At 62.1% G+C, this 18767-nt stretch carries 26 protein-coding genes and 1 pseudogene; 25 read left to right on the top strand and 2 right to left on the bottom strand.

Features of this window, described 5'->3' with window-relative positions; all coding sequences use genetic code 11:
• From AC0Z6F_RS16275 to AC0Z6F_RS16160, 24 genes and pseudogenes are all read left to right on the top strand, one after another.
• Window positions 1-1815, top strand: coding sequence for a DDE-type integrase/transposase/recombinase (locus AC0Z6F_RS16275; RefSeq protein WP_049440548.1), 1815 nt, complete (start codon window positions 1-3; stop codon window positions 1813-1815).
• The gene (locus AC0Z6F_RS16270) at window positions 1812-2987 is read left to right on the top strand and encodes an ExeA family protein (protein WP_485617699.1); all 1176 of its coding nucleotides are present in this window, start codon (window positions 1812-1814) and stop codon (window positions 2985-2987) included. The genes AC0Z6F_RS16275 and AC0Z6F_RS16270 overlap by 4 nt, the downstream gene beginning before the upstream one ends.
• A 40-nt stretch (window positions 2988-3027) precedes the next feature.
• The gene (locus AC0Z6F_RS16265) at window positions 3028-3225 is read left to right on the top strand and encodes a hypothetical protein (protein WP_164171610.1); all 198 of its coding nucleotides are present in this window, start codon (window positions 3028-3030) and stop codon (window positions 3223-3225) included.
• Window positions 3218-3457 carry a hypothetical protein gene (locus AC0Z6F_RS16260; protein WP_100470009.1) on the top strand — a complete coding sequence of 80 codons (240 nt, stop codon included), beginning with the start codon at window positions 3218-3220 and terminating at the stop codon, window positions 3455-3457. Before AC0Z6F_RS16265 ends, AC0Z6F_RS16260 begins: the two co-directional genes overlap by 8 nt.
• Complete coding sequence (locus AC0Z6F_RS16255) at window positions 3457-3765, top strand: hypothetical protein (protein WP_485617701.1); 309 nt, start codon at window positions 3457-3459, stop codon at window positions 3763-3765. Before AC0Z6F_RS16260 ends, AC0Z6F_RS16255 begins: the two co-directional genes overlap by 1 nt.
• A gap of 49 nt (window positions 3766-3814) precedes the next feature.
• On the top strand, window positions 3815-4156 hold the full coding sequence (locus tag AC0Z6F_RS16250) for a hypothetical protein (protein ID WP_485619583.1): 342 nt from the start codon (window positions 3815-3817) through the stop codon (window positions 4154-4156).
• A complete protein-coding gene (locus AC0Z6F_RS16245) occupies window positions 4146-4421 on the top strand; it encodes a hypothetical protein (protein ID WP_164171611.1) in 276 nt (91 codons plus the stop codon). Before AC0Z6F_RS16250 ends, AC0Z6F_RS16245 begins: the two co-directional genes overlap by 11 nt.
• Window positions 4414-4641: a hypothetical protein gene (locus AC0Z6F_RS16240; protein WP_049397735.1), complete on the top strand. Its 228-nt coding sequence runs from the start codon at window positions 4414-4416 to the stop codon at window positions 4639-4641. The genes AC0Z6F_RS16245 and AC0Z6F_RS16240 overlap by 8 nt, the downstream gene beginning before the upstream one ends.
• On the top strand, window positions 4638-5117 hold the full coding sequence (locus tag AC0Z6F_RS16235) for a hypothetical protein (RefSeq protein ID WP_485617705.1): 480 nt from the start codon (window positions 4638-4640) through the stop codon (window positions 5115-5117). The genes AC0Z6F_RS16240 and AC0Z6F_RS16235 overlap by 4 nt, the downstream gene beginning before the upstream one ends.
• A complete protein-coding gene (locus AC0Z6F_RS16230) occupies window positions 5114-5371 on the top strand; it encodes a hypothetical protein (RefSeq protein WP_126929422.1) in 258 nt (85 codons plus the stop codon). Before AC0Z6F_RS16235 ends, AC0Z6F_RS16230 begins: the two co-directional genes overlap by 4 nt.
• Entirely contained in the window at window positions 5368-5979 is a 612-nt protein-coding gene (locus tag AC0Z6F_RS16225) for a DUF3164 family protein (RefSeq protein ID WP_049403072.1), read from the top strand. The genes AC0Z6F_RS16230 and AC0Z6F_RS16225 overlap by 4 nt, the downstream gene beginning before the upstream one ends.
• Window position 5980: 1 nt before the next feature.
• Window positions 5981-6499 (top strand): hypothetical protein, encoded by a 519-nt coding sequence (locus AC0Z6F_RS16220; RefSeq protein ID WP_049440560.1) that lies wholly within the window; start codon window positions 5981-5983, stop codon window positions 6497-6499.
• Entirely contained in the window at window positions 6496-6813 is a 318-nt protein-coding gene (locus tag AC0Z6F_RS16215) for a hypothetical protein (RefSeq protein ID WP_065428103.1), read from the top strand. The genes AC0Z6F_RS16220 and AC0Z6F_RS16215 overlap by 4 nt, the downstream gene beginning before the upstream one ends.
• Window positions 6800-7705, top strand: a complete 906-nt coding sequence (locus tag AC0Z6F_RS16210) for a recombination-associated protein RdgC (RefSeq protein WP_049440562.1) — start codon at window positions 6800-6802, stop codon at window positions 7703-7705. Before AC0Z6F_RS16215 ends, AC0Z6F_RS16210 begins: the two co-directional genes overlap by 14 nt.
• A gap of 8 nt (window positions 7706-7713) precedes the next feature.
• On the top strand, window positions 7714-8082 hold the full coding sequence (locus AC0Z6F_RS16205; protein WP_049403075.1) for a DUF2528 family protein: 369 nt from the start codon (window positions 7714-7716) through the stop codon (window positions 8080-8082).
• Window positions 8075-8551: a hypothetical protein gene (locus tag AC0Z6F_RS16200; protein WP_485617708.1), complete on the top strand. Its 477-nt coding sequence runs from the start codon at window positions 8075-8077 to the stop codon at window positions 8549-8551. The genes AC0Z6F_RS16205 and AC0Z6F_RS16200 overlap by 8 nt, the downstream gene beginning before the upstream one ends.
• Window positions 8548-9012: a regulatory protein GemA gene (locus AC0Z6F_RS16195; protein ID WP_049403076.1), complete on the top strand. Its 465-nt coding sequence runs from the start codon at window positions 8548-8550 to the stop codon at window positions 9010-9012. Before AC0Z6F_RS16200 ends, AC0Z6F_RS16195 begins: the two co-directional genes overlap by 4 nt.
• 5 nt (window positions 9013-9017) lie before the next feature.
• The gene (locus tag AC0Z6F_RS16190) at window positions 9018-9368 is read left to right on the top strand and encodes a Mor transcription activator family protein (protein WP_049440566.1); all 351 of its coding nucleotides are present in this window, start codon (window positions 9018-9020) and stop codon (window positions 9366-9368) included.
• Window positions 9369-9407: 39 nt separating this feature from the next.
• Complete coding sequence (locus AC0Z6F_RS16185) at window positions 9408-9731, top strand: phage protein Gp27 family protein (protein WP_485617711.1); 324 nt, start codon at window positions 9408-9410, stop codon at window positions 9729-9731.
• Window positions 9732-9840: 109 nt separating this feature from the next.
• Window positions 9841-11184 (top strand): UbiA family prenyltransferase, encoded by a 1344-nt coding sequence (locus AC0Z6F_RS16180; RefSeq protein WP_485617712.1) that lies wholly within the window; start codon window positions 9841-9843, stop codon window positions 11182-11184.
• Window positions 11181-12494, top strand: a complete 1314-nt coding sequence (locus AC0Z6F_RS16175; RefSeq protein ID WP_485617713.1) for an FAD-binding oxidoreductase — start codon at window positions 11181-11183, stop codon at window positions 12492-12494. Before AC0Z6F_RS16180 ends, AC0Z6F_RS16175 begins: the two co-directional genes overlap by 4 nt.
• A 2-nt stretch (window positions 12495-12496) precedes the next feature.
• The gene (locus AC0Z6F_RS16170; RefSeq protein ID WP_448122540.1) at window positions 12497-13228 is read left to right on the top strand and encodes an SDR family oxidoreductase; all 732 of its coding nucleotides are present in this window, start codon (window positions 12497-12499) and stop codon (window positions 13226-13228) included.
• Window positions 13225-13635 (top strand): GtrA family protein, encoded by a 411-nt coding sequence (locus AC0Z6F_RS16165; RefSeq protein WP_448122539.1) that lies wholly within the window; start codon window positions 13225-13227, stop codon window positions 13633-13635. Before AC0Z6F_RS16170 ends, AC0Z6F_RS16165 begins: the two co-directional genes overlap by 4 nt.
• Before the next feature lie 255 nt (window positions 13636-13890).
• A pseudogene (locus AC0Z6F_RS16160) lies at window positions 13891-15304 on the top strand (DDE-type integrase/transposase/recombinase).
• 270 nt (window positions 15305-15574) lie between these two features.
• Here AC0Z6F_RS16160 and AC0Z6F_RS16155 read toward each other — a convergent pair.
• Window positions 15575-16843 carry a hypothetical protein gene (locus AC0Z6F_RS16155; RefSeq protein ID WP_448122538.1) on the bottom strand — a complete coding sequence of 423 codons (1269 nt, stop codon included), beginning with the start codon at window positions 16841-16843 and terminating at the stop codon, window positions 15575-15577.
• Window positions 16830-17411 carry a hypothetical protein gene (locus AC0Z6F_RS16150; RefSeq protein ID WP_448122537.1) on the bottom strand — a complete coding sequence of 194 codons (582 nt, stop codon included), beginning with the start codon at window positions 17409-17411 and terminating at the stop codon, window positions 16830-16832. The genes AC0Z6F_RS16155 and AC0Z6F_RS16150 overlap by 14 nt, the downstream gene beginning before the upstream one ends.
• Before the next feature lie 291 nt (window positions 17412-17702).
• Here AC0Z6F_RS16150 and galE point away from each other — a divergent pair, with 291 nt between their 5' ends.
• Window positions 17703-18722: a UDP-glucose 4-epimerase GalE gene (galE, locus tag AC0Z6F_RS16145; protein ID WP_448122536.1), complete on the top strand. Its 1020-nt coding sequence runs from the start codon at window positions 17703-17705 to the stop codon at window positions 18720-18722.
• The last annotated feature ends 45 nt before the right edge of the window (window positions 18723-18767 follow it).

Raw genomic sequence — 18767 nt, 5'->3', positions numbered from 1 at the left:
ATGGCCCTCAGCGCCAGCTTGATCGAGCAGGCCGCTGCTGACCTGCTCTGCGCCGGCCACGGCCAGAAGCGCGCCATTGCCGAGCGATACGCCGCCGAATGGGGCTGCAGCGTGCAGACACTGTATCGACAGGTCTCGAAGCTGACCTGTTCGCTGAAGCCTCGCAAGCGCCGCAGCGATCGCGGCAATTCGGGATGGACCCTTGAGGAACTGGAGCTGATTTCGGCAGTGCTGCTCGAATCACGCCGCGGCACCGGCAAGCGCCTGGCCAGCATCGGCGAGGCCATCGACATGCTTCGCGCCAACGACATGGTGCGCGGCGAGGTGATCGATGGTGAAACGGGTGAGATCCGTCAGCTGAGCGAGAGCTCGGCGGCCAAGGCTCTGCGCGTCAATCGCCTACACCCGGATCAGCTGTCAGCGCCGGCCCCGAAGGTGCAGCTGGCCAGCGAACACCCCAACCAGGTGTGGCAGGCCGATCCCAGCCTGTGCGTGCTGTATTACCTCAAGCGGCAGGATGGCCTGCACGCGATGCCTGCCAGCGAGTTCTACAAGAACAAGCCGAAGAACCTGGCGCGCGTAGAGAACGAGCGCGTCTGGCGCTACGTGTTCACCGACCACACCAGCGGTGCCTTCTACGTGGAGTACGTGCTGGGCGCGGAGAGCGGCGAGAACCTGTGCCGTACGTTCATCAATGCCATGCAGTATCGCGGCGCGGCTGACCCGCTGTGCGGTGCGCCGATGATGGTGATGGTGGATCCGGGCAGCGCCAATACCGGCGCGATGTTCAAGAACCTGTGTGCCGCGCTGGGCATCCGTATCTGGATCAACCAGCCCGGCCAGCCGTGGGCCAAGGGCCAGGTCGAGAAGACCAACGACCTGATCGAGCGCAAGTTCGAGCATCGCCTGCGCTTTGACAACGTACAGAGCCTGGAGCAGCTCAATGACTCGGCATGGCGCTGGATGCGCAACTTCAATGCCACCGCTCAGCACACCCGGCACAAATCCTCGCGCTATCAGGCGTGGATGACGATCAAACCGGATCAGCTGCGGTTGGTACCGGCTGTCGAGGATTGCATGAAGCTTGCTACCCGAGCACCGGAACTGCGCAAGGTCAGCCCGCTGCTGCGGATCAGCTTCCTGGGCAAGAGCTTTGATGTATCCGGCGTCCCGGGTGTGATCGTGGGCCAGAAGCTGACTGTGGCCCGCAATGCCTTCGGCAGCGAATTCGGAGCGCAGGCCCTGTTCACCGACGACGCTGGGCGCGATACCTGGTACACGATGGAGCCGCTGGAGGCCGACGCCTACGGCTTTACCGGCGCAGTGGCGGTCGGTACCTACCGTGCGCAGTCCGATACGCCGGCCGATACCAACCGCAAGCGGGTCGAACGTCTGGCGATGGATGCGCAGACCGACGAGCAGGCCAAGGCGCAGCGTAAGGGCAAGGCAATGCCGTTCGGGGGACGGATCGATCCGTACAAATCGGTGCAGCAGGCACCGGAGATCCAGCACCTGCCGCGCCGCGGACACCGAGTCGATGTTGCCGTCCCCGATGTGGTGGAAGCGCCTCGCTTCAACGTCGATTCCATTACGCCGATCCGCGCCGAACTGCCGCCACTGAACCACGTGGAAGCGGCAATGCGCCTGAAGCCACTGGTGGAGGCAGCCGGTTCGGCCTGGTTGCCCGACCACTACGCACGCACCGCCCAGCGCTGGCCTGAAGGCCTGCCGGTGGATCAGGTCGAGTCCTGGGCACAAACCTTGGCGACGCCGGAGCGCGGCGGCCTGCGCCTGGTGGAAGGAGGTGCGGCATGACGCTGCGCCTGAAGCGCCTGCTCACCGATGCCGGCATCAAGCAGGGCGTGCTGGCCACAGCCGCCGGCCTGAGCCGACCGGCCCTCAATGCCCTGATCAATCACGGCCAGCTGCCCACCAGCTGCGATCCAGCAGCGGTGCGCGCTGCCATCAGTTCCTGCCTGACCCAGCACGGCGTGACCGACGCCCACTGGCATGAAAAGGAGGGGCCGACGTGCTCCAACACGCCGGCCCCGGTTTCCCCAACGCAAGACACCGATAGCGACAACGACATTCACGACGAGGAAGATCCCATGCTACTGCGTTTTCAGGCATTGACCCCACAGGCCAAGCGCCACTTCGGCCTGACCACCAATCCCTTCGCCGATCCAGCCAGCGCCGAAGACGTGTTCCTCTCTCCGGATATCCGCTATGTCCGCGAGAGCATGTACCAGGTTGCCCGCCACGGCGGCTTCGCTGCGGTGATCGGCGAGAGCGGTGCCGGCAAGAGCACGCTGTGCGAAGACCTGGTCGATCGCATCCAGCGCGAGGAACAGGCCGTCATTGTGATCAAGCCCTACGTGCTGGCCAGCGAAGGCAGCGATGCGGTGGGCAAGACCCTGCGCAGCCACCACATCGCTGAGGCGATCATGGCCGCCGTCGCGCCGCTGGCCAAGCCGAAGAGCAGCCCCGAAGCCCGCTTCCGCCAACTGCACGAATCGCTGCGTGACAGCGCCCGCGCCGGTCACAGCCACGTTCTGGTGATTGAAGAGGCCCACAGCCTGCCGCTGCCAACCCTGAAGCACCTCAAGCGCTTCCGCGAGCTGAAGGACGGCCTGCGCCCACTGCTGTCGGTGATCCTGATCGGCCAGCCCGAGCTGGGCGTGAAGCTCTCCGAACACAACCCGGAGGTGCGCGAAGTAGTACAGCGCATTGAAATCATCACGCTGCCGCCGCTGGACAATGAGCTGGGCGCCTACCTGACTCACCGCTTCAAGCGCGCCCAGGTGCCGCTGGACAAGGTGGTGGAACAGAGCGCCATCGACGCGCTGCGCGCCAAGCTGGTTCCCTCGCGCGGTGCGGGCTCGCTGCTCTACCCGCTGGCCGTCCAGAACGCGCTCACCGCCGCGATGAACCGCGCCGCTGACCTGGGCGTGCCGACCGTCACCGCCGACGTCGTGCGGGGGGTGTGAGATGGCCATTCGAACTGAAGGCTGGCCGGCCGTAGAAGGCATGGTGGTTGAGCCGATGACGGCGCAGTGGCCGCTTGCAACGCGCGTTGTGGCGGTTCCCTTCGAGATGCAAGACCGTCCTGCACCGGTAAACGTGGACATCCTGCAGGTAGTGATCGTGCCGCGCGCCAACTGGGAGCGCATCACTGCCCATGTTCCGGCCGATGTGCTGCGGCGTGAAGGGGTGGCTCATGGCTGATTTCAACAGCTCTGGGTCGCAGTACCTGCGCAGCTTCGCTTTCTACTTGATGCGCGATGCCGAGCTGCCCGACCGGCAGGTAACGGTGATGCACCGCGACCTGTTCCGCCGTGCCGGCATCGAATGGCGCGACGGCCAGAGCATGGCCTCGCTGCTGGACAGCCTCAACCTGCAGCAGCTGCGAGCGCTGGTCGACCAGCTGCGCGACGGCGACGACGACGAGGAGGAATGATGGCCGTTCCGACCCTCCAGCGTTGCCTTGGCCAGGTGCACAACCGCAAGCGCCACAGCGCCCAGCACCCCCAGCGAAAGAAGTCCATCGGGGTGCTGGTGCAGGACTGCCACATGTTCCCCACAGCGTCGCGAGTGGGAACCGTCCAAGTGCAGGACCCTGACTCCAGGCGTGAGTACCTGGTCGAGGTATGGATCCACAGCGGCGTGCTGGTGATCTCGAAGAGCACCGACAAGCGCTGGCTACTGGAACTGGACGAGATCCTGGACCTGGCGATCGCCGCCGGCATTGATCGGGGGGCCATCTGACATGCAGCTGGCCCTGCTACCGCAAGAGCTGTCCCCACGGACGGTGCTTTTGCAGCTGCAGGGCCGTCGCGGCGCCGTCAACGGCATCACCGCCCGCGACCTGGTGCAGCAGATCACCTCACGTACCAGCTCCGCCGACGAGCGCCGCCTGCGCCAGATCATCGAGCAGCTGCGGCGCGAGGGGCACCCGATCTGCGCCCACCCGGCTCACGGTTACCACCTTGCCGCCAGTGCGGCCGAACTGGACCGCGCCTGCACCTTCCTGGTCGGGCGCGCCATGACCTCCCTGGAGCAGGTCAGCGCGATGAAGCGCGTTGCGCTCCCGGATCTGTACGGACAACTCGGGCTGGACAAGCCCGCTACCGACGAGGAATCCAACCATGAACCATGAACGTAACTCCGATGTGCTGTATGCCGCCGCGAACACTGCCCGCGAGCTGGAGAACAGCGGCATCGAGATCCTGGGCCTGCACAGCAACGGCCGTCGCGCGGTGCTGATTCTGGACCGCCCTCCCACGATGGTGGGTGGCCACCTCAAGCGCCGCCAGCCCAACGGCAGCGGCGGGCAGGACCGCGTGATGGCCGCTGAGTACCAGGGCGTTCAGCTGGAGTGGACCCAGCGTTCTCCGATGCTGCGGGAGGTGGCTCATGGCTGAGCGCGGCCAGTTCCTGGTGGTCCCTGCTGAGTGGGTGGGTGGCGACACCTTCACCGACTCGGCCAAGGCGATCGAAGACGCCCAGGCCCGCAGCAAGGTCGACGGCAAGCACCGCGCGGTGGTTTGCGTAGTCGCTCGCACCACGCCCAGCCCTGCACCGGTCATCGTGCTGACGCGTACGGAAGCCGGCATCACCCAACCGCAGGTTGTTCAGCCATGAGCGCCATCCCCAGCGTCGCACTGCAGCACGCTATCGCCCTATCACTGGGCGCCAGCGTGGTCCGTTCTGCGGATCTGATCGATCGGGTGATGGAGCACGGCTTCCATTACCGCGGCTATGTGTCCAACGCGGTCGCCAAGGCGGTGCGGTGCGGAATGATCCTGCGCGTCGGCGAAGGGCTGGCCCGCAACTACCGCCTCAACCCCGACTGGAAGATCGACCAGGTGGCGCTGGCGGCCGCGCAGGCACAGCGCGTGCGCGGCATTCGCCCGGGTACGACAGGGGCGCAGAAGGCCCGATCTGCTGCCGGGGGCTACGAAGGTCCCGCCTTCGACAAAGGCCCGCTGACGCCCTCCATCGGCACCGTGTGCCAGTCCCAGGAGGATCTGGAAGGCGAGCTGCCGCCTTACCTCGGTGGTCGCTTGGTCGATTCGCTGCATAGCCACTTCGATCGCATCTTCGGTGGGGTGGAGTGATGGCACGCACCGGCCGCCAGCGCTACGACCACCTGCGCGCGATGCGCTTTGCGCTGTGGGCGCGTACGCAGAACCCGCGCCAGCTCACACCACAGCGCATTTCCGGCCTGCTCGGCATCTCGCTGGATGCCGCCCGCCGCTGGCGCGCCGACTGGTTCACCGCCACCAGCCCTATCCATGTCGAAGGAGTCCCCGATGTCCTTCGGCCCACTCAACCGTTTGTCACCCCCGCCGCCCAAGGAGGCGCCCAATGACCCCATCCATTCCCGAAGGCTACCGCGAGGACCGTAACGGTCGGCTGGTGCCCGAGGCACAGATCAAGCCGATCGATCTGGCGCGTGACCAGCTGGTGCAGGAGAAGATCCAGCGCGCCCTGGAACTGCGCGAAGCACTGCGCACGTTCAAGGCGGATACGTTCGCCGATATCGGCGCGTTCGTGCAGCTCAGCGGCGAGCAGTACGGCGCCAAGATCGGCGGCGACAAGGGCAACGTCAGCCTGTATTCCTACGATGGCCGCTTCAAGATCCTGCGCGCCTGCCAGGACACCATCCAGTTCGATGAGCGCCTGCAGGCCGCCAAGGCCCTCATCGATGAGTGCCTGAACGACTGGACCGAAGGCTCACGCGCCGAGCTGCGCACCCTGGTCAACAGCGCCTTCAAGGTGGGCCAGGACGGCAGCATCAAGACGGCAGAGGTGCTGTCACTGCGCCGGCTGCAGTTCGATGACGCCCGCTGGCAGCGGGCAATGACCGCGATCAGTGATGCGGTGACGGTGGTGGGCAGCAAGACCTACGTGCGCTTCTACGAGCGCGATGCACGGGGTCAGTACCAGCCGATTTCCCTCGACGTGGCCGGAGTCTGACATGCCGAAGATCCGAGACACCTGCACCTTCCGCTTCGACGGTGTTCGCGGTGCACTCAATGCCAGCACCTTGGCCCTGGCGGTGGAGATCGCCGACCGAGCGGCGCGGGCCGACGTCGAGATCCACGCTCTGGCCGTCGAGCTGGACGGGTTGCGCTTTTTCGACGCCACCTGCGGCAACGTCCAAGGCGAAGACGCGACCGCTGCTCGCTATGCCGTCCGTCAGGCAGTGCGGTACATCGAGGCGCGCGGAGACGCGTTGCCCTGGCGCCTGAAGCGCCACATCTCCCAGCCGGCGCTGCTGCACTTCGAAGATCGCACCGACCCCGAGGTGGCCACCACCGGGCCGCGTCATGCCTGCGTCAACTGCGACATGCCCACCGGTGCGCCCGAGTCGCCCATGTGCGGCCCCTGCGCTCAGCAGGCGGTGGGCGCGATGGCCGCCGCGCTGGCTGCCGCCAACCAACGTTTGGATCTGATCCACGAGGTTCAGAAATCCATCTGCGAGGTGCAATTGTGATCGCGTACTGCTGGGCCAATGGCCAGATCGGCTTCGGAACAAACGTGCCGGACGGCGCAATCTTCATTGCCGAAGGGAGCAGCGCGCAGCTGCGCAAGGTGATCAGCGTCGCAGCCAGGCACGGAAAGGGAATGATGCAGGGGATGCTGCTTGTACCGGGTGTGCCAGAGGCGCAGACGCAGCGGGCAAAGGGTGACGCGCTTGGGGCTTGGCTTGCGTGGTGTTCCCAGCATCCGCGTCGGCTGCGCTGGGGCGCACTGCGCGCCAGCAACCGCAACACCGACTCAAAGGAGAACCGCCATGTTCATGCGTAACCTGGTGCTGTTCCGCTTTCCGACCAGCACCGACTTCTCCGAAGTCGAATCCGTGCTGCCGTATGGCGTTCTGAAGCCGGTCGGTCCGCTGGAAATGAACTCGCGCGGCTTCATTTCCCCCTTCGGTCGCGAGGAGCAGGAGCACCTGTCGTGCCGGCAGGGCAACTTCCTCTGGCTGACGGTGGGTGGCGAGGACAAGATTCTGCCCGGAGCGGTGGTCAACCGTGCGCTGGAGAGCCGTCTTCAGGTCATGGAGCAGGAACAGGGGCGCCGACCCGGTGGCCGCGAGCGCAAGCGCATGAAGGACGACATCCTGCACGAGCTGCTGCCCAAGGCCTTCGTCAAGAACACTCGCCACGACGCGATCCTGGACCTCACCCACGGCTATGTGGCCGTGGATACCTCCAGCCGCAAGGTGGGCGAGGCCTTCGTGTCCGATATCCGTGGCCTGCTGGGCAGCTTCCCGGCAATCCCGCTGAATGCCCAGGTCGCGCCGCGCTCGATCCTGACCGGCTGGATCGCTGGCGAGCCGCTGCCGGACGGGCTATCCCTTGGAGAGTCCGCCGAGCTGCGCGATCCGGTCGAGGGTGGCGCCAAGGTGCGCTGCAGCGACCAGGAACTGCGCAGCGACGAGATCGACAAGCACCTGGATGCCGGCAAGCAGGTCACCAAGTTGGCCCTGGTGCTGGAGGACGCGCTGTCCTTCGAGCTGGGCGATGACCTGGTGGTGCGAAAGCTGAAGTTCCTGGACGGTGCGCTCTCGCAGTTGGAGCAAGCCGACGCCGATAGCCATCGCGCCGAGTTCGATGCCCGCTTCGCCCTCCAGAGCGGTGAGATTCGCTACCTGTTCGTGCTGCTGGAACAGGCCTTCCACCTTTCAACGAACCCGTGAGGCCCGGCATGACCATCAAGCGCTACAAGATTGAACGTGACTGGGGCGAAGGCCAGGTACAGCTTGAGATCGACCACAGCATCTTGACGCCGAAGCTGGCGACGGAAATCAACAAGTTCTGGACCGGTGCCGATGAGCGCCTTGGAGAAGCCGACGGCGACGCGGTACTGGCCGTCATCAAGATGGCGGGTGCCGAGTTCATGGGGTGGGTGCTGGACGTGAACTCCAGCTACTCGACCGAGGGTATGCAGCGTGAGTTCGATCAGCTGGAGGGCTGGCCGTCGCCCCACGGCATCCGCTTGGTCGATTGGGACGACCGGCCCGATCTCGATTCCTGCCTCATGCAGGTCGAGGAAGTGGAGGTGTCTCATGGATGAGACCGTGTACGACGCGGCATGGCGGGCCTACAAGTCCGCGCCTCGCGCCGTGGCCAACGGCCCGTCACGCTCAGCCGTTCGAGCGGCGGTGGATGCGGTTCTTGGCTACCTGATGCCGCCTGGTTCGACGCCAGCGTTCTTCGCCGACCGCAAACTGCGGCGGGCAGTGCCGGCGGACCTCATGGAGATGGGCAGTGAGAGCCAGCGCGGCCACTGGCCGGCCATGCGGGCAACCTACACCGTCCCGCTTTTCCGGCTCCCGCCAGAGCTGGCCGCGAGCGAGGGGCCGCTGATCCGCCGCAATCCGCTGACGAAGAAGTCCCAGGTGGCCGCCGTCCTGAAGGACGGCGGCCGTATCGTGCCTGGTGCGCGCGAAGGACTGCGGCGGCTCTTGGATCATGCCGGTCAGGAAGTGCCGGCATGGCAGACCGCCCTCCGGGCCGCTCAGGGCGCAAGGAGCAAGGCATGACGCGCGTTCGCAAGGCCGGCGACGGCCGTAACCGGGTGCTGGCCGCGATCCACGCCGGCGCCAAGAAGCTCGGCCTCTCCGAGGACGTCTACCGTGACCTGGTTGAGCGCGTCTCCAAGGAGCACGGGGCCGCCCAGCGAAGCGCCGGCAAGTGCGATCGCCGGCAGCTCGATGCGATCGCCAACGAGCTGCGTCGCCTGGGTGGAATTCCCGCCAAGGCGGCGTACGCAGCCAAACGATGGGCAGGCCGCCCCAAGGGCGACCTATCCCCTCAGCTGTCCAAGATCGAAGCCCTGCTGGCTGATTCGGGGCGTGAGTGGGAATATGCCCACTCGGTGGCCCGCCACATGTTCAAGGTAGGACGCCTGGAATGGTGCAACCCGGATCAGTTGTCCAAAGTGATTGCCGCTCTTCAGATCGATGCCAATCGCCGCGCCCGGCGGGAGGCCCCTTCGGCATGAGGTCGATGGAGGCCCGCCGTCATGAGCTTCTCAGCGAGATTGCCGAAGTGGTGGCAGGTCTGCTGAGTCGTGAGCATGCGCTTCCAGCCGAGGTTGCTGACCTGGTGGGAGCAGCGGTGGCCGATAGCCTGGCTGAACACTGGGGCGGGCAGACCATCACGTACCCGAAGGATGCGCACTTCAAAGCTACGCAGCGGGAGATCGAGATCTTGCGCGCCTACCTGGCCGGCGCTTCGACCGCTAAACTGGCCCACGAGACCGGGATGCACGAAAGAAGCATTCGCCGGCTGATCCGTCGGGCTCAGGATCGTGCCGGCGGGCTTGATCAACTGGATCTGTTCCGCTCATCGCCCTGACTGCAACTTTCGAGAGAAGCCATGCCCAGACCGCCCAAAATGACCACGCTGCCACCTGCAGTCCTGGCCGAGGTACAGGAGAGACTGCGGAACAACGGGTATTCGCAGTCTGTCGAAATCTCCCAATGGCTGGCTGAGCTCGGCTTTTCCATCAGCAAGACGACGGTCAACGACTACTCACAGCAACTCCGCACTTTGGACGCTGAAGATGGAGATATCATCGCCACGATGATGCAGCGTCGTCGGAAGTCTGGGGCCTTGAGCAGCAGCAAGATCGGGCTACTGGTCGAATTGGGGCAGCTTAGAGTTCGAGAGCATCAGATCCTCACGCAACTCGCTAACCTGGAACAGGCCGGCGAGTGATTGCGCCACGCGCAATGAGTGTTGAATGAAGGTGAGCGGTAATCCCGCGTTGTCCGGGGTTGTCCGGCATATATCTCGCCAACACCCCTGATATATCTCACCCCTGTTCATGTTGGCGCTGTTGGCGCACAATCCACTGTATGTCTTCCTGGTTCCCTTCTGGCTGTTGAAAGGCAAGGCGTATGTGAAGCGCCAACTGGCCTCGCGCGTGCAATTGCCCGCAGCAATTTTGCCTTATGACGAGCGGGTCCTGGAAATTCTACGCACCACCACGCAACGGCCGCGCGTACTGTGTACGGCGTCGGACCGGCTGTTGGTCCAACCCATTGCCGACCATCTGGACCTGTTCGAAGAGGTCATGGCCAGCGATGGGTACACCAACCTGTCCGGCACCAACAAAGGGCAGGCATTGGCGGAGCGCTTCGGTGAACGCGGCTTCGACTATATGGGTAACGGCCAGGTCGACCTGAAGGTCTGGGCGCACGCCGGAGGAGCCATTGTTGTCAACAATGGCAACGGGCTGGTCCGTGCGGCAAGCACGCGGACGGAAGTCCTGGCCCACCTGCCGTCTCAGAGCGGAGGCCTGCTCACCTGGATCAAGGCCCTTCGCGTCTATCAGTGGCTGAAGAACCTGCTGGTGCTGGTGCCCTTGCTGACTGCCCACCGCTTCTTCGACATCGGCTCGGTCGTCGATGCCGGGGTGGCCTTCCTGGCATTCGGCCTGTGCGCGTCAGGCGTCTACCTGCTCAACGACCTGCTGGACTTGACTCCCGATCGTATGCATCCGCGCAAGCGCCGGAGGCCATTTGCCGCCGGGACGCTGCCATTGCTGCACGGGCTGCTGGCAGCCCCGCTGATCACGCTGGCCGGATTCGCACTCGCCCTGGCCTGCAGCCCAGCCTTCGCCGGCGTGTTGCTGTGCTATTACGTAATGACATTGAGCTACTCCCTCAAGCTCAAGCGCATTGTGATGATTGACGTCGTAATGCTGGCGGCGCTGTACACCGTGCGTATCATTGGCGGCGCAGTGGCAATCAGCTCTGAACTCTCGTTCTGGCTGTTGGCTTTCTCGATGTTCGTGTTCCTCAGCCTGGCCATGCTCAAGCGCTATACGGAACTGGCTTCGGCGCTGGCCAGTGGCAAGGAAGTGGCCATCGGCCGTGGCTACTCTGTGGCCGACCTGCCGTTGGTGCAATCATTGGGAGCCGCCGCAGGTTACATTGGCGTGCTGGTATTCGCGCTGTACATCAACAGCCCCGAAAGCCTGGAGCTATACACCAGCCCGAAACTGCTATGGCTCCTTTGTCCGATCCTGTTGTACTGGATCAGCCGCATGTGGATCGTCTCTCACCGTGGCGACATGCATGACGATCCCATCGTATTCGCTGCGACAGACCGTAGTAGTCAAATCGTGATCGGCTTGTGCCTGCTCATCGTCCTGATCGCAATATGAGTGCACCGGCCGGCCAATCCTGGGGGCGCTATCCGCGAGTCAATCAGCGGATAGTGCCGGTTTTCAACCGCGACGTTCCGTTGCCATTGCCTGCCGATGGGGGCTCGGTGCTGCCTCACGGCAATGGCCGCAGTTATGGCGACAGTTGCCTGAACCCGGATGCCACGCTGCTCACCAGCCACGGACTGGACCGATTCATCGATTTTGATCCCGCTACCGGCATCGTGCGCTGCGAATCCGGCGTAACCTTGGCCTCCATACTGGATATTGCACTGCCACGTGGCTGGTTCCTGCCCGTGACACCGGGCACACGCTACGCCACCGTTGGCGGCGCCATTGGCAATGACGTGCACGGCAAGAACCACCATCGCGCCGGGACCTTCTGCCATCATGTGTTGCGCTTGGAGCTGCTACGCAGCGATGGTTCGCGCCAGCAACTCACGGCAGCTGACAGTAGTGGACTATTCGCGGCCACCGCAGGGGGATTAGGTCTGACCGGATTCATTACCTGGGCCGAACTGCAGCTTCGCCGGGTACCCGGCCCATGGATCGAAACCGAGTCGATCCGATTCGGCAATCTTGATGAATTCTTCGAGCTTTCCCGGGATTCTGCAGCAGGCTATGAGTACACGGTGGCCTGGATCGACTGCCTTGCCAAAGGGCGCAACCTCGGCCGTGGCCATTTCCTTCGCGGCGACCACGCACCCGGCAACGCTCAAGCGGCCACGCCCAGTTCAGCCCCACGACGCAGCATGCCGTTGGCCCTCCCGGTCTCGTTGGTTAACGGCCTTACTCTGCGTCCATTCAACACGCTGTACTACTGGCGTCAGCCCGCGCATCGGGCACGCCATGTATCGCATTACCAGAGCTATTTCTATCCATTGGACGGCATCAACCACTGGAACCGCATGTACGGACCGCGAGGCTTCCTGCAGCACCAGTGCGTGTTGCCGCCCGCGCACGCTCGCGATGCGACAGCAGCCTTGCTGGCTGAAATCGCCCGCAGCGGTCGCGGCTCGTTCTTGGCTGTTCTCAAGGAGTTTGGCGACATCCCGTCGCCGGGGATGCTTTCCTTCCCGCGTCCAGGCACAACCCTGGCCCTCGACTTCCCCAATGACGGCCCGGGCCTGCTTACGATGCTGGAGCGCCTCGATCGCATCGTCAGCGACGCCGGTGGCGCGGTGTATCCGGCCAAGGACGCACGCATGTCCGGGGCCCTGTTCCGCCAAGCCTATCCGGCCTGGGAGCAATTCTCCCATTTCATCGACCCTCGATTCTCATCCGGCTTCTGGCGTCGGGTGATGGAGTAACCATGCAGAAAATCCTGATCATCGGCGCGACATCGGCCATCGCCGAGGCGGTAGCACGCCAATACGCTGGACGTGCCGCGGCGCTCTATCTGGTGGGCCGTAGCGCCGAGAAGCTTGATGCCATTGCCGCCGACTTGCGCGTGCGCGGCGCCCAGCGTGTGGAGACCGGGCTTCTGGACGTGAACGATGTGGCCGCACACGGTGGACTGCTGGACAACGCATGGGCAGCGTTGGGAGGCATCGATACCGTTCTGATCGCCCACGGCACTCTGCCGGACCAGGCCGCCTGCGATGCCTCTGTGGACCTGTCACTACACGAGTTCGCCACAAATGCCACCGCGACGATCGCTCTTGCCGCTGCACTTGCACAGCGTCTACAGCATGGCGCTACTCTGGCCGTGATCTCCTCGGTGGCGGGCGATCGCGGTCGCGCCAGCAACTACCTGTACGGCAGTGCAAAAGCCGCCGTTGCTACCTATCTAAGCGGGCTTGGCCAGCGCCTGCACGCGAGCGGCGTCAATGTATTGGCCATCAAGCCTGGATTCGTCGATACACCAATGACAGCGGCGTTCAAGAAGGGAGCACTCTGGGCGACACCGGAACAGGTGGCCAACGGGATTCTCAAGGCAATTGGAAAGCGCAAATCCGTGGCTTACCTGCCTGGCTTCTGGTGGGCGGTAATGATGATCATCAAGAATATCCCAGAGTTCATTTTCCGCAGGATCAAGCTTTGAGCAGATCACGTTTGATCTTTGCCTACTCGGTGTTTGCCGCCGTCTCCATCGGAGTGAACATCGGCGCCCAGGCTCTTGTAATTCTTCTATACAAAAGCCCTTATGCCGTTGTTGCCTCCGTTGTCATCGGTACTGCGACCGGCCTGCTTTGCAAGTACGTACTCGACAAGAAGTTCATTTTCAATCATCAGTCGAAGAACATCGCGTATGAAGCACGTACGTTTGCGCTCTATGTAGCTATGGGTCTTGCCACCACCCTCGTATTCTGGGGAACCGAAGCCGCCTTCCACTTCGTATTTCAAAGCAACCCAATGAGATATCTAGGTGGCATTATTGGCCTGAGCATCGGTTACTTCATCAAGTACAAGCTCGATTCAAAATTCGTATTCAATACGAAGTCAGCGTAATGCCAGAAAGGGGCGGAATCGCCTCTATTCAATTGTTCCCCCTATAAGAGTTCGACTACGAAGCGTAGCGGGACAGGTCTTCCGCGAACTGCAGGCTTGCCCCTCCCTGCGCCTTCGACCAAACCCAAGTTCTAGCAAGCACCCAGGATGCCCCCCCCTCCAACGTCAGACTAGTTGTCGCCCCGATAGAATCCATAACGAGAGCGGCAATGAGAGAACGAAGTGGCTCGATAAGGACAGCATTTCAAGAACACGGTGGTGGCGCGATTGCTTCCACCAGAGAGCGCCAAGCTGAGCGCCGTGTCACTGGAGGTGGGCGTTTCGCAAGCCGTGCTGGAGCGTTGGCTGAGCGCCGCAGTGACCGAGCCATCTCGCGAGCAGTCTGAACGGCGACTGCATGGTTTGATGCGGTGTTGATCACGGCCAGCATGGAGAAGGCAGCCAAGGGTGCATGGCACCGCAGCAATGGCGTGTATCCGCAGAATCTGCGCGCTGGCGGGACGCGGCCCAACAGGGAGTGGCCGAGCCTGGCGGCCGGTCCAGCTCGACAGAGCAAGGCCGATCGCCGTCTTATCCAGGAACTGGAGCGTGAACTGCTACGCAAGGAGAAGGCACTAGCCGAGACCGCCGTACTGCTGGTGCTATCAAAAAAAGCTCCAGGCGATCTTCCACCAAGATGAGGCCGAATGACCGGCCCGGAAGATCGTCACAGCCTAATCAGCGCCGTTGGCCAGGCAGGCCATTGAAGCGCCCACCTCGCAGAAGCCTGTCGCCTGAGCAGGGTCAGCCTCCGCACACTGCAGCACTGAAAGTGTAGCGACGACAGCGGCGATCGCCACCCAATGGCGGCACGTCCAACACCGCCTCATGCGCTTATCGACGCGGAGCATCTTGAGGCGCTGCAGGTCGTCAATTCGGCACGATTCGCGGACATGCCGCCAGCACGCATCGCGTCCATGCTGACTGACGAAGAGCGCTATATCGCCAGCGAATCCAGCTTCTAGCGGGTGTTGCGCGCGCATGGACGGAGCTGTCACCGCAGTCGCGCACGCGCACCAACCACCCGCGTTGCCACCGCACCCGGCCAGGTGTGGCGCTGGGACATGTCTTACCTGCCTACCGATGGGGCCGGCCGATGATTGCACCTGTTCCTGATCATGGATCTGTACAGTCGCAAGATAATCGGCCGGGAAGTGCCTGATGGGTGACAGCGCCGACCACGACGCGCGCTTGGTACAGCGCACCGCGCTTACCGAAGGCGTGGCGGCCCAGCCGGGCAACCAGCGTCCGGTGCTGTACGGTGACAATAGTGCCCCTTTCAAGGCCACCACGGTGCTGGCGATACCGCATTGGCTGGGCATCAACCGTCCTACCCGCGGCCACGTGTGAGTGATGACAACGCCTTTGTCGAATCCGTGTTCCGCACGGCAAAGCATCGCCCGGAGGAGATTCCGACCAATGGCTTTCCAGACCTTCAGCAAGCCCGTGGATGGCCAAGACAGGGAGCTGCTCGCCACCAGGCACACCAAGCACGTGACAGGCACCCAGCGCGCTGGAGCAGGACCACGCGGAACTGGGCACGGTGGCGGCGGTGGCGCTCAACCCAAAGAAAGAGCCTGCGATTGCAATGGCGACAGAGGCGGCATCGATGGAAGCGGAAGTCGGGTGACCGAGGCGACAACTACTTTGGCATTCACCGCGTGCCGGCCAGCGTCCGGCAGTACCAGAGCGTTTTTTGTAGATTTATTCGAAGCGTTCCTAAGGGACAACTCCTACAGCCCCACCTGCACTGGTAGCCCTCCTTCTGCATATCGACTGCAAGTCGCCAGTCTACTCTGAGGAATTCCCGGAGAGAGCCTCACCGGCAAAATCCCTACCGGATGAGCAACTTAGCGATGGAAAGGATTCAAGACTATCCTTTGACATCAATCACTGCATCTCAATTCGCGGAAACCTCACCTTTCCTGCACCCAGAAGCAACCAAGCAAAACAGCATGATCGCGGCTACCGTCCACGCCAAGCCTCCGGGAAGCGCGTGCCTCAGCCGTTCCATTGCATCGGCGAAATAGCTGATTCCAATAACCAGAAATCCCGACAGCGCCAACCAAACACTGAACAGGTATCCGCGAACCCCACTGGAATCGGAGAGCCCTGAAGCATCAACCAAAAGCATCACGCTCGCAAACATGATTATCGCAAGAACTGGCCACAACGAATATGCAAACAGGCCTTGATGCCTTCCGGCCAAGCTTGCCCCTCCATAATAGGCCAGCTCATCGCCGGAGAAGTTAACAAGCGCTGGCAGCTGCCGTAAAAATTTCAGAGCGGCATACGGGGCATCTGCCACGACCAGCTCGGCGTACTCCTTCTTCCCATGCGAGCGCACCCACGCCCTCAGTGGCTCGGACTCGTCTGCGCTCATGACCCACATATCATCAGAAGAAGCCCACTTTCCGGAGTGCCTCAGCGCAAGCTCGTGCGGCAACCCCTTCTCTTCTAGCTTCGCCCTCATAGCATAATTGGGCAGGACATCCTGACCAAGAACATTCATGTACGGGAAGAGCCAACGCTCGTTTCGCTCTGCACTATTCACAACGAATAGACATGCGCCTGCGATGACGAGGACTGCAATGAAGCGAACCACACCTTTGCCACGCAGCAGCAGAAGCGCCGGAACCAAGAACGCTATCTGATAGGCATTGATATCCCTCACCAACACATACGCAACCGAAACGGCAACAAATACGATCCAGTAGCGGGTCCTGCCATCCTTCAGCATTCGCAGACACAAAGCCGATAGAAGAATAAACAAAGAGCCCGCGATTGATTCCGTCAACAGGCTTGCAGCCCACTGGGAATACTGAGCACTCACTCCCGCGACCACGCAGAAGACCACAAGAAGTACCCGACTTCTCTTCTCATAGATCAGGGCCATCCCCGCCCATGCCAAGGCAGCCCAGGCAACGGGGTAAAGAATCCACTGAATATATAGCCCCTGACACTCCGCCCCAAATAGCTTGAGATAAACCACGTATCCAGATGCGCGCACACCGCTATAAAGTCCAAAATCAACCCAAGAACGCGTCGCCTGAGCCAGATAATCCACCGTATCCGGATACTGACGACCAGTCCACGGGAAACTCACAATAGACACCATTACTGCAAGTACAGCCAGCAGAAAACAATCAGATCGATCAAGTTTCCGCATGATTTCCCTCTACTTGTCGGCCGTTGATCGCAAGCATGACAAGCGCACCTACCAGCAAGGCGTCCAGCAATTTGATCAAGGCCACCAATAGAACCAAGCTGCTCGCGCCGGCCCCAATCTGGACGACCGGAAGCCCAATGGTCTCGGAAGCACCTTGCGGCCTCTCAAGCACAATGTCGCTACCATTTACCCGCACTACCCCTGACCATTCATGCGCAACGAATGCCATGGTTGCCCAAGAGCTAATTTTAGATTCGAACATCAAGCTCGCCCCCGGCCCAGTGCTCACTTGCCATCCGTCCTTATAAAGCCAAGACCCATAGGCTCGTGAAGGCTTGATTTCGGTCCCGCCTTCATCTGTCATCCTGACCCAGACTTCCTTTCCGTCTTCCGAAGCGCTCAAAACCAGAGTCTGGATGGTTGGGTCAAACACGCCACTACGAGGAAGTGGGATCAGCAGAGAGAGGCATACGGAGAGGATTGCCACTACCAGTAGAGACGCTACGGAAAAATTTCGCGCCGGGCTTAAAGAGCGATGAGAAGCACGCAGCCACAACCAGATCAGCACGGCCCCCGTCCAACCTACAGCCACCCACCCCCCCCCCGCTGCATGGAGGAGCAGTGAAGCCAGTGAGATACATGCAACAGACCAGCGTAGCCCAGCCTGGTCCGCGCTACGGCCAATCTTCACCCTTGCCCCCTGCGTTCAGTGATATCTGCGATATCTGCGATATGGTAGCAGTCTCGATCACTCCTTCCCATACTCGCTGCGCGAGCCGGGCCACACCTGCGCCGAAAGCACCACACTGCCGACTACTTGATGGCACAATTATGTCTCTAGTAGAGACGGAGCAATTGCATGCGTGTTCTGGTAACGGGCGGTGCAGGGTACATCGGGAGCCATGTCTGCCTGAGTCTGTATTCCGCCGGGCACGACATCCTGATCTTTGATAATTTCAGCAATGCCCGCAGGGATATCGGAGAACGGATCCAACAAATCGCGGGAGTTCGGCCAAGTATTGTAGAGGGCGACATACGCGATGAAGACCTTCTGAGAAGCGTGATGCATGACTTCGAGCCGCATGCAGTGATGCATTTTGCTGCGATGAAGGCTGTAGGGGAAAGCTCCGTTATTCCTCTGGAATACCATGACGTCAACGTCGGTGGGACCATAAGACTCCTGAAAGCGATGCACGCATATCGCTGCAGAAAGCTCGTATTCAGCTCATCGGCTACCGTTTACGGTCAGACAGGAACATGTCCGGTGAATGAATCCGCCCCGGTTTCGGCGGCAAATCCATACGGCAGGACCAAGCTCTTCTGTGAACAGATCATCAGCGATTGCCGTAAGGCGGATCCGGAACTGCAGGCAATCAATCTTCGCTACTTCAATCCGGTTGGTGCTCATCAATCGGCGTTGATTGGTGAAGCTCCACACGGCATTCCGAACAACCTCATGCCGTACATCTCCCAGGTAGCCTCGGGGATCCGGCCCCAGATGTACGTGTACGGCGGTGACTACGACACCCCGGACGGTACGGGGGTCCGAGACTACATTCATGTCTGCGATCTGGCAGACGCACATCTTCGGGCATTGCAGATGCTGCCCGATCTTGGCGATCTGGAAGCACTAAACCTGGGCACAGGGCGCGGGCACTCCGTCCTCGAGGTCATCCAAGCGTTCTCAGAGGCATCAGGGCGAACGATCCCCTACCAGATCGTAGCGCGACGCGAGGGTGATGCAGCGCAAAGCTGGGCTGATACATCATTGGCCCACAAACGGCTCGGCTGGATCGCGCAGCACGGTCTTCAGCAGATGTGCGAAGACGCTTGGCGCTGGCAGCTTGTGTTGGATCAGTCACTGGACACAACCTCCTGAGCGCGACCGCCAGTCGTTGCCCTCGTTCTTTCCCGCCCTGCTGCC

Source organism: Stenotrophomonas sp. 1L-E-5-B-C3, assembly GCF_057292075.1.
This window is presented reverse-complemented; position numbering and strand designations above follow the sequence as displayed.

What these genes read in the sequence shown, in the direction of transcription:
- AC0Z6F_RS16275 (WP_049440548.1), top strand. Translation starts at nt 1, where the DNA reads ATGGCCCTCAGCGCCAGCTTGATCGAGCAGGCCGCTGCTGACCTGCTC.
- AC0Z6F_RS16270 (WP_485617699.1), top strand. Translation starts at nt 1,812, where the DNA reads ATGACGCTGCGCCTGAAGCGCCTGCTCACCGATGCCGGCATCAAGCAG.
- AC0Z6F_RS16265 (WP_164171610.1), top strand. Translation starts at nt 3,028, where the DNA reads ATGGTGGTTGAGCCGATGACGGCGCAGTGGCCGCTTGCAACGCGCGTT.
- AC0Z6F_RS16260 (WP_100470009.1), top strand. Translation starts at nt 3,218, where the DNA reads ATGGCTGATTTCAACAGCTCTGGGTCGCAGTACCTGCGCAGCTTCGCT.
- AC0Z6F_RS16255 (WP_485617701.1), top strand. Translation starts at nt 3,457, where the DNA reads ATGGCCGTTCCGACCCTCCAGCGTTGCCTTGGCCAGGTGCACAACCGC.
- AC0Z6F_RS16245 (WP_164171611.1), top strand. Translation starts at nt 4,146, where the DNA reads ATGAACCATGAACGTAACTCCGATGTGCTGTATGCCGCCGCGAACACT.
- AC0Z6F_RS16240 (WP_049397735.1), top strand. Translation starts at nt 4,414, where the DNA reads ATGGCTGAGCGCGGCCAGTTCCTGGTGGTCCCTGCTGAGTGGGTGGGT.
- AC0Z6F_RS16235 (WP_485617705.1), top strand. Translation starts at nt 4,638, where the DNA reads ATGAGCGCCATCCCCAGCGTCGCACTGCAGCACGCTATCGCCCTATCA.
- AC0Z6F_RS16225 (WP_049403072.1), top strand. Translation starts at nt 5,368, where the DNA reads ATGACCCCATCCATTCCCGAAGGCTACCGCGAGGACCGTAACGGTCGG.
- AC0Z6F_RS16220 (WP_049440560.1), top strand. Translation starts at nt 5,981, where the DNA reads ATGCCGAAGATCCGAGACACCTGCACCTTCCGCTTCGACGGTGTTCGC.
- AC0Z6F_RS16210 (WP_049440562.1), top strand. Translation starts at nt 6,800, where the DNA reads ATGTTCATGCGTAACCTGGTGCTGTTCCGCTTTCCGACCAGCACCGAC.
- AC0Z6F_RS16205 (WP_049403075.1), top strand. Translation starts at nt 7,714, where the DNA reads ATGACCATCAAGCGCTACAAGATTGAACGTGACTGGGGCGAAGGCCAG.
- AC0Z6F_RS16200 (WP_485617708.1), top strand. Translation starts at nt 8,075, where the DNA reads ATGGATGAGACCGTGTACGACGCGGCATGGCGGGCCTACAAGTCCGCG.
- AC0Z6F_RS16195 (WP_049403076.1), top strand. Translation starts at nt 8,548, where the DNA reads ATGACGCGCGTTCGCAAGGCCGGCGACGGCCGTAACCGGGTGCTGGCC.
- AC0Z6F_RS16190 (WP_049440566.1), top strand. Translation starts at nt 9,018, where the DNA reads ATGGAGGCCCGCCGTCATGAGCTTCTCAGCGAGATTGCCGAAGTGGTG.
- AC0Z6F_RS16185 (WP_485617711.1), top strand. Translation starts at nt 9,408, where the DNA reads ATGACCACGCTGCCACCTGCAGTCCTGGCCGAGGTACAGGAGAGACTG.
- AC0Z6F_RS16180 (WP_485617712.1), top strand. Translation starts at nt 9,841, where the DNA reads ATGTTGGCGCTGTTGGCGCACAATCCACTGTATGTCTTCCTGGTTCCC.
- AC0Z6F_RS16175 (WP_485617713.1), top strand. Translation starts at nt 11,181, where the DNA reads ATGAGTGCACCGGCCGGCCAATCCTGGGGGCGCTATCCGCGAGTCAAT.
- AC0Z6F_RS16170 (WP_448122540.1), top strand. Translation starts at nt 12,497, where the DNA reads ATGCAGAAAATCCTGATCATCGGCGCGACATCGGCCATCGCCGAGGCG.
- AC0Z6F_RS16155 (WP_448122538.1), bottom strand. Translation starts at nt 16,843, where the DNA reads ATGCGGAAACTTGATCGATCTGATTGTTTTCTGCTGGCTGTACTTGCA.
- galE (WP_448122536.1), top strand. Translation starts at nt 17,703, where the DNA reads ATGCGTGTTCTGGTAACGGGCGGTGCAGGGTACATCGGGAGCCATGTC.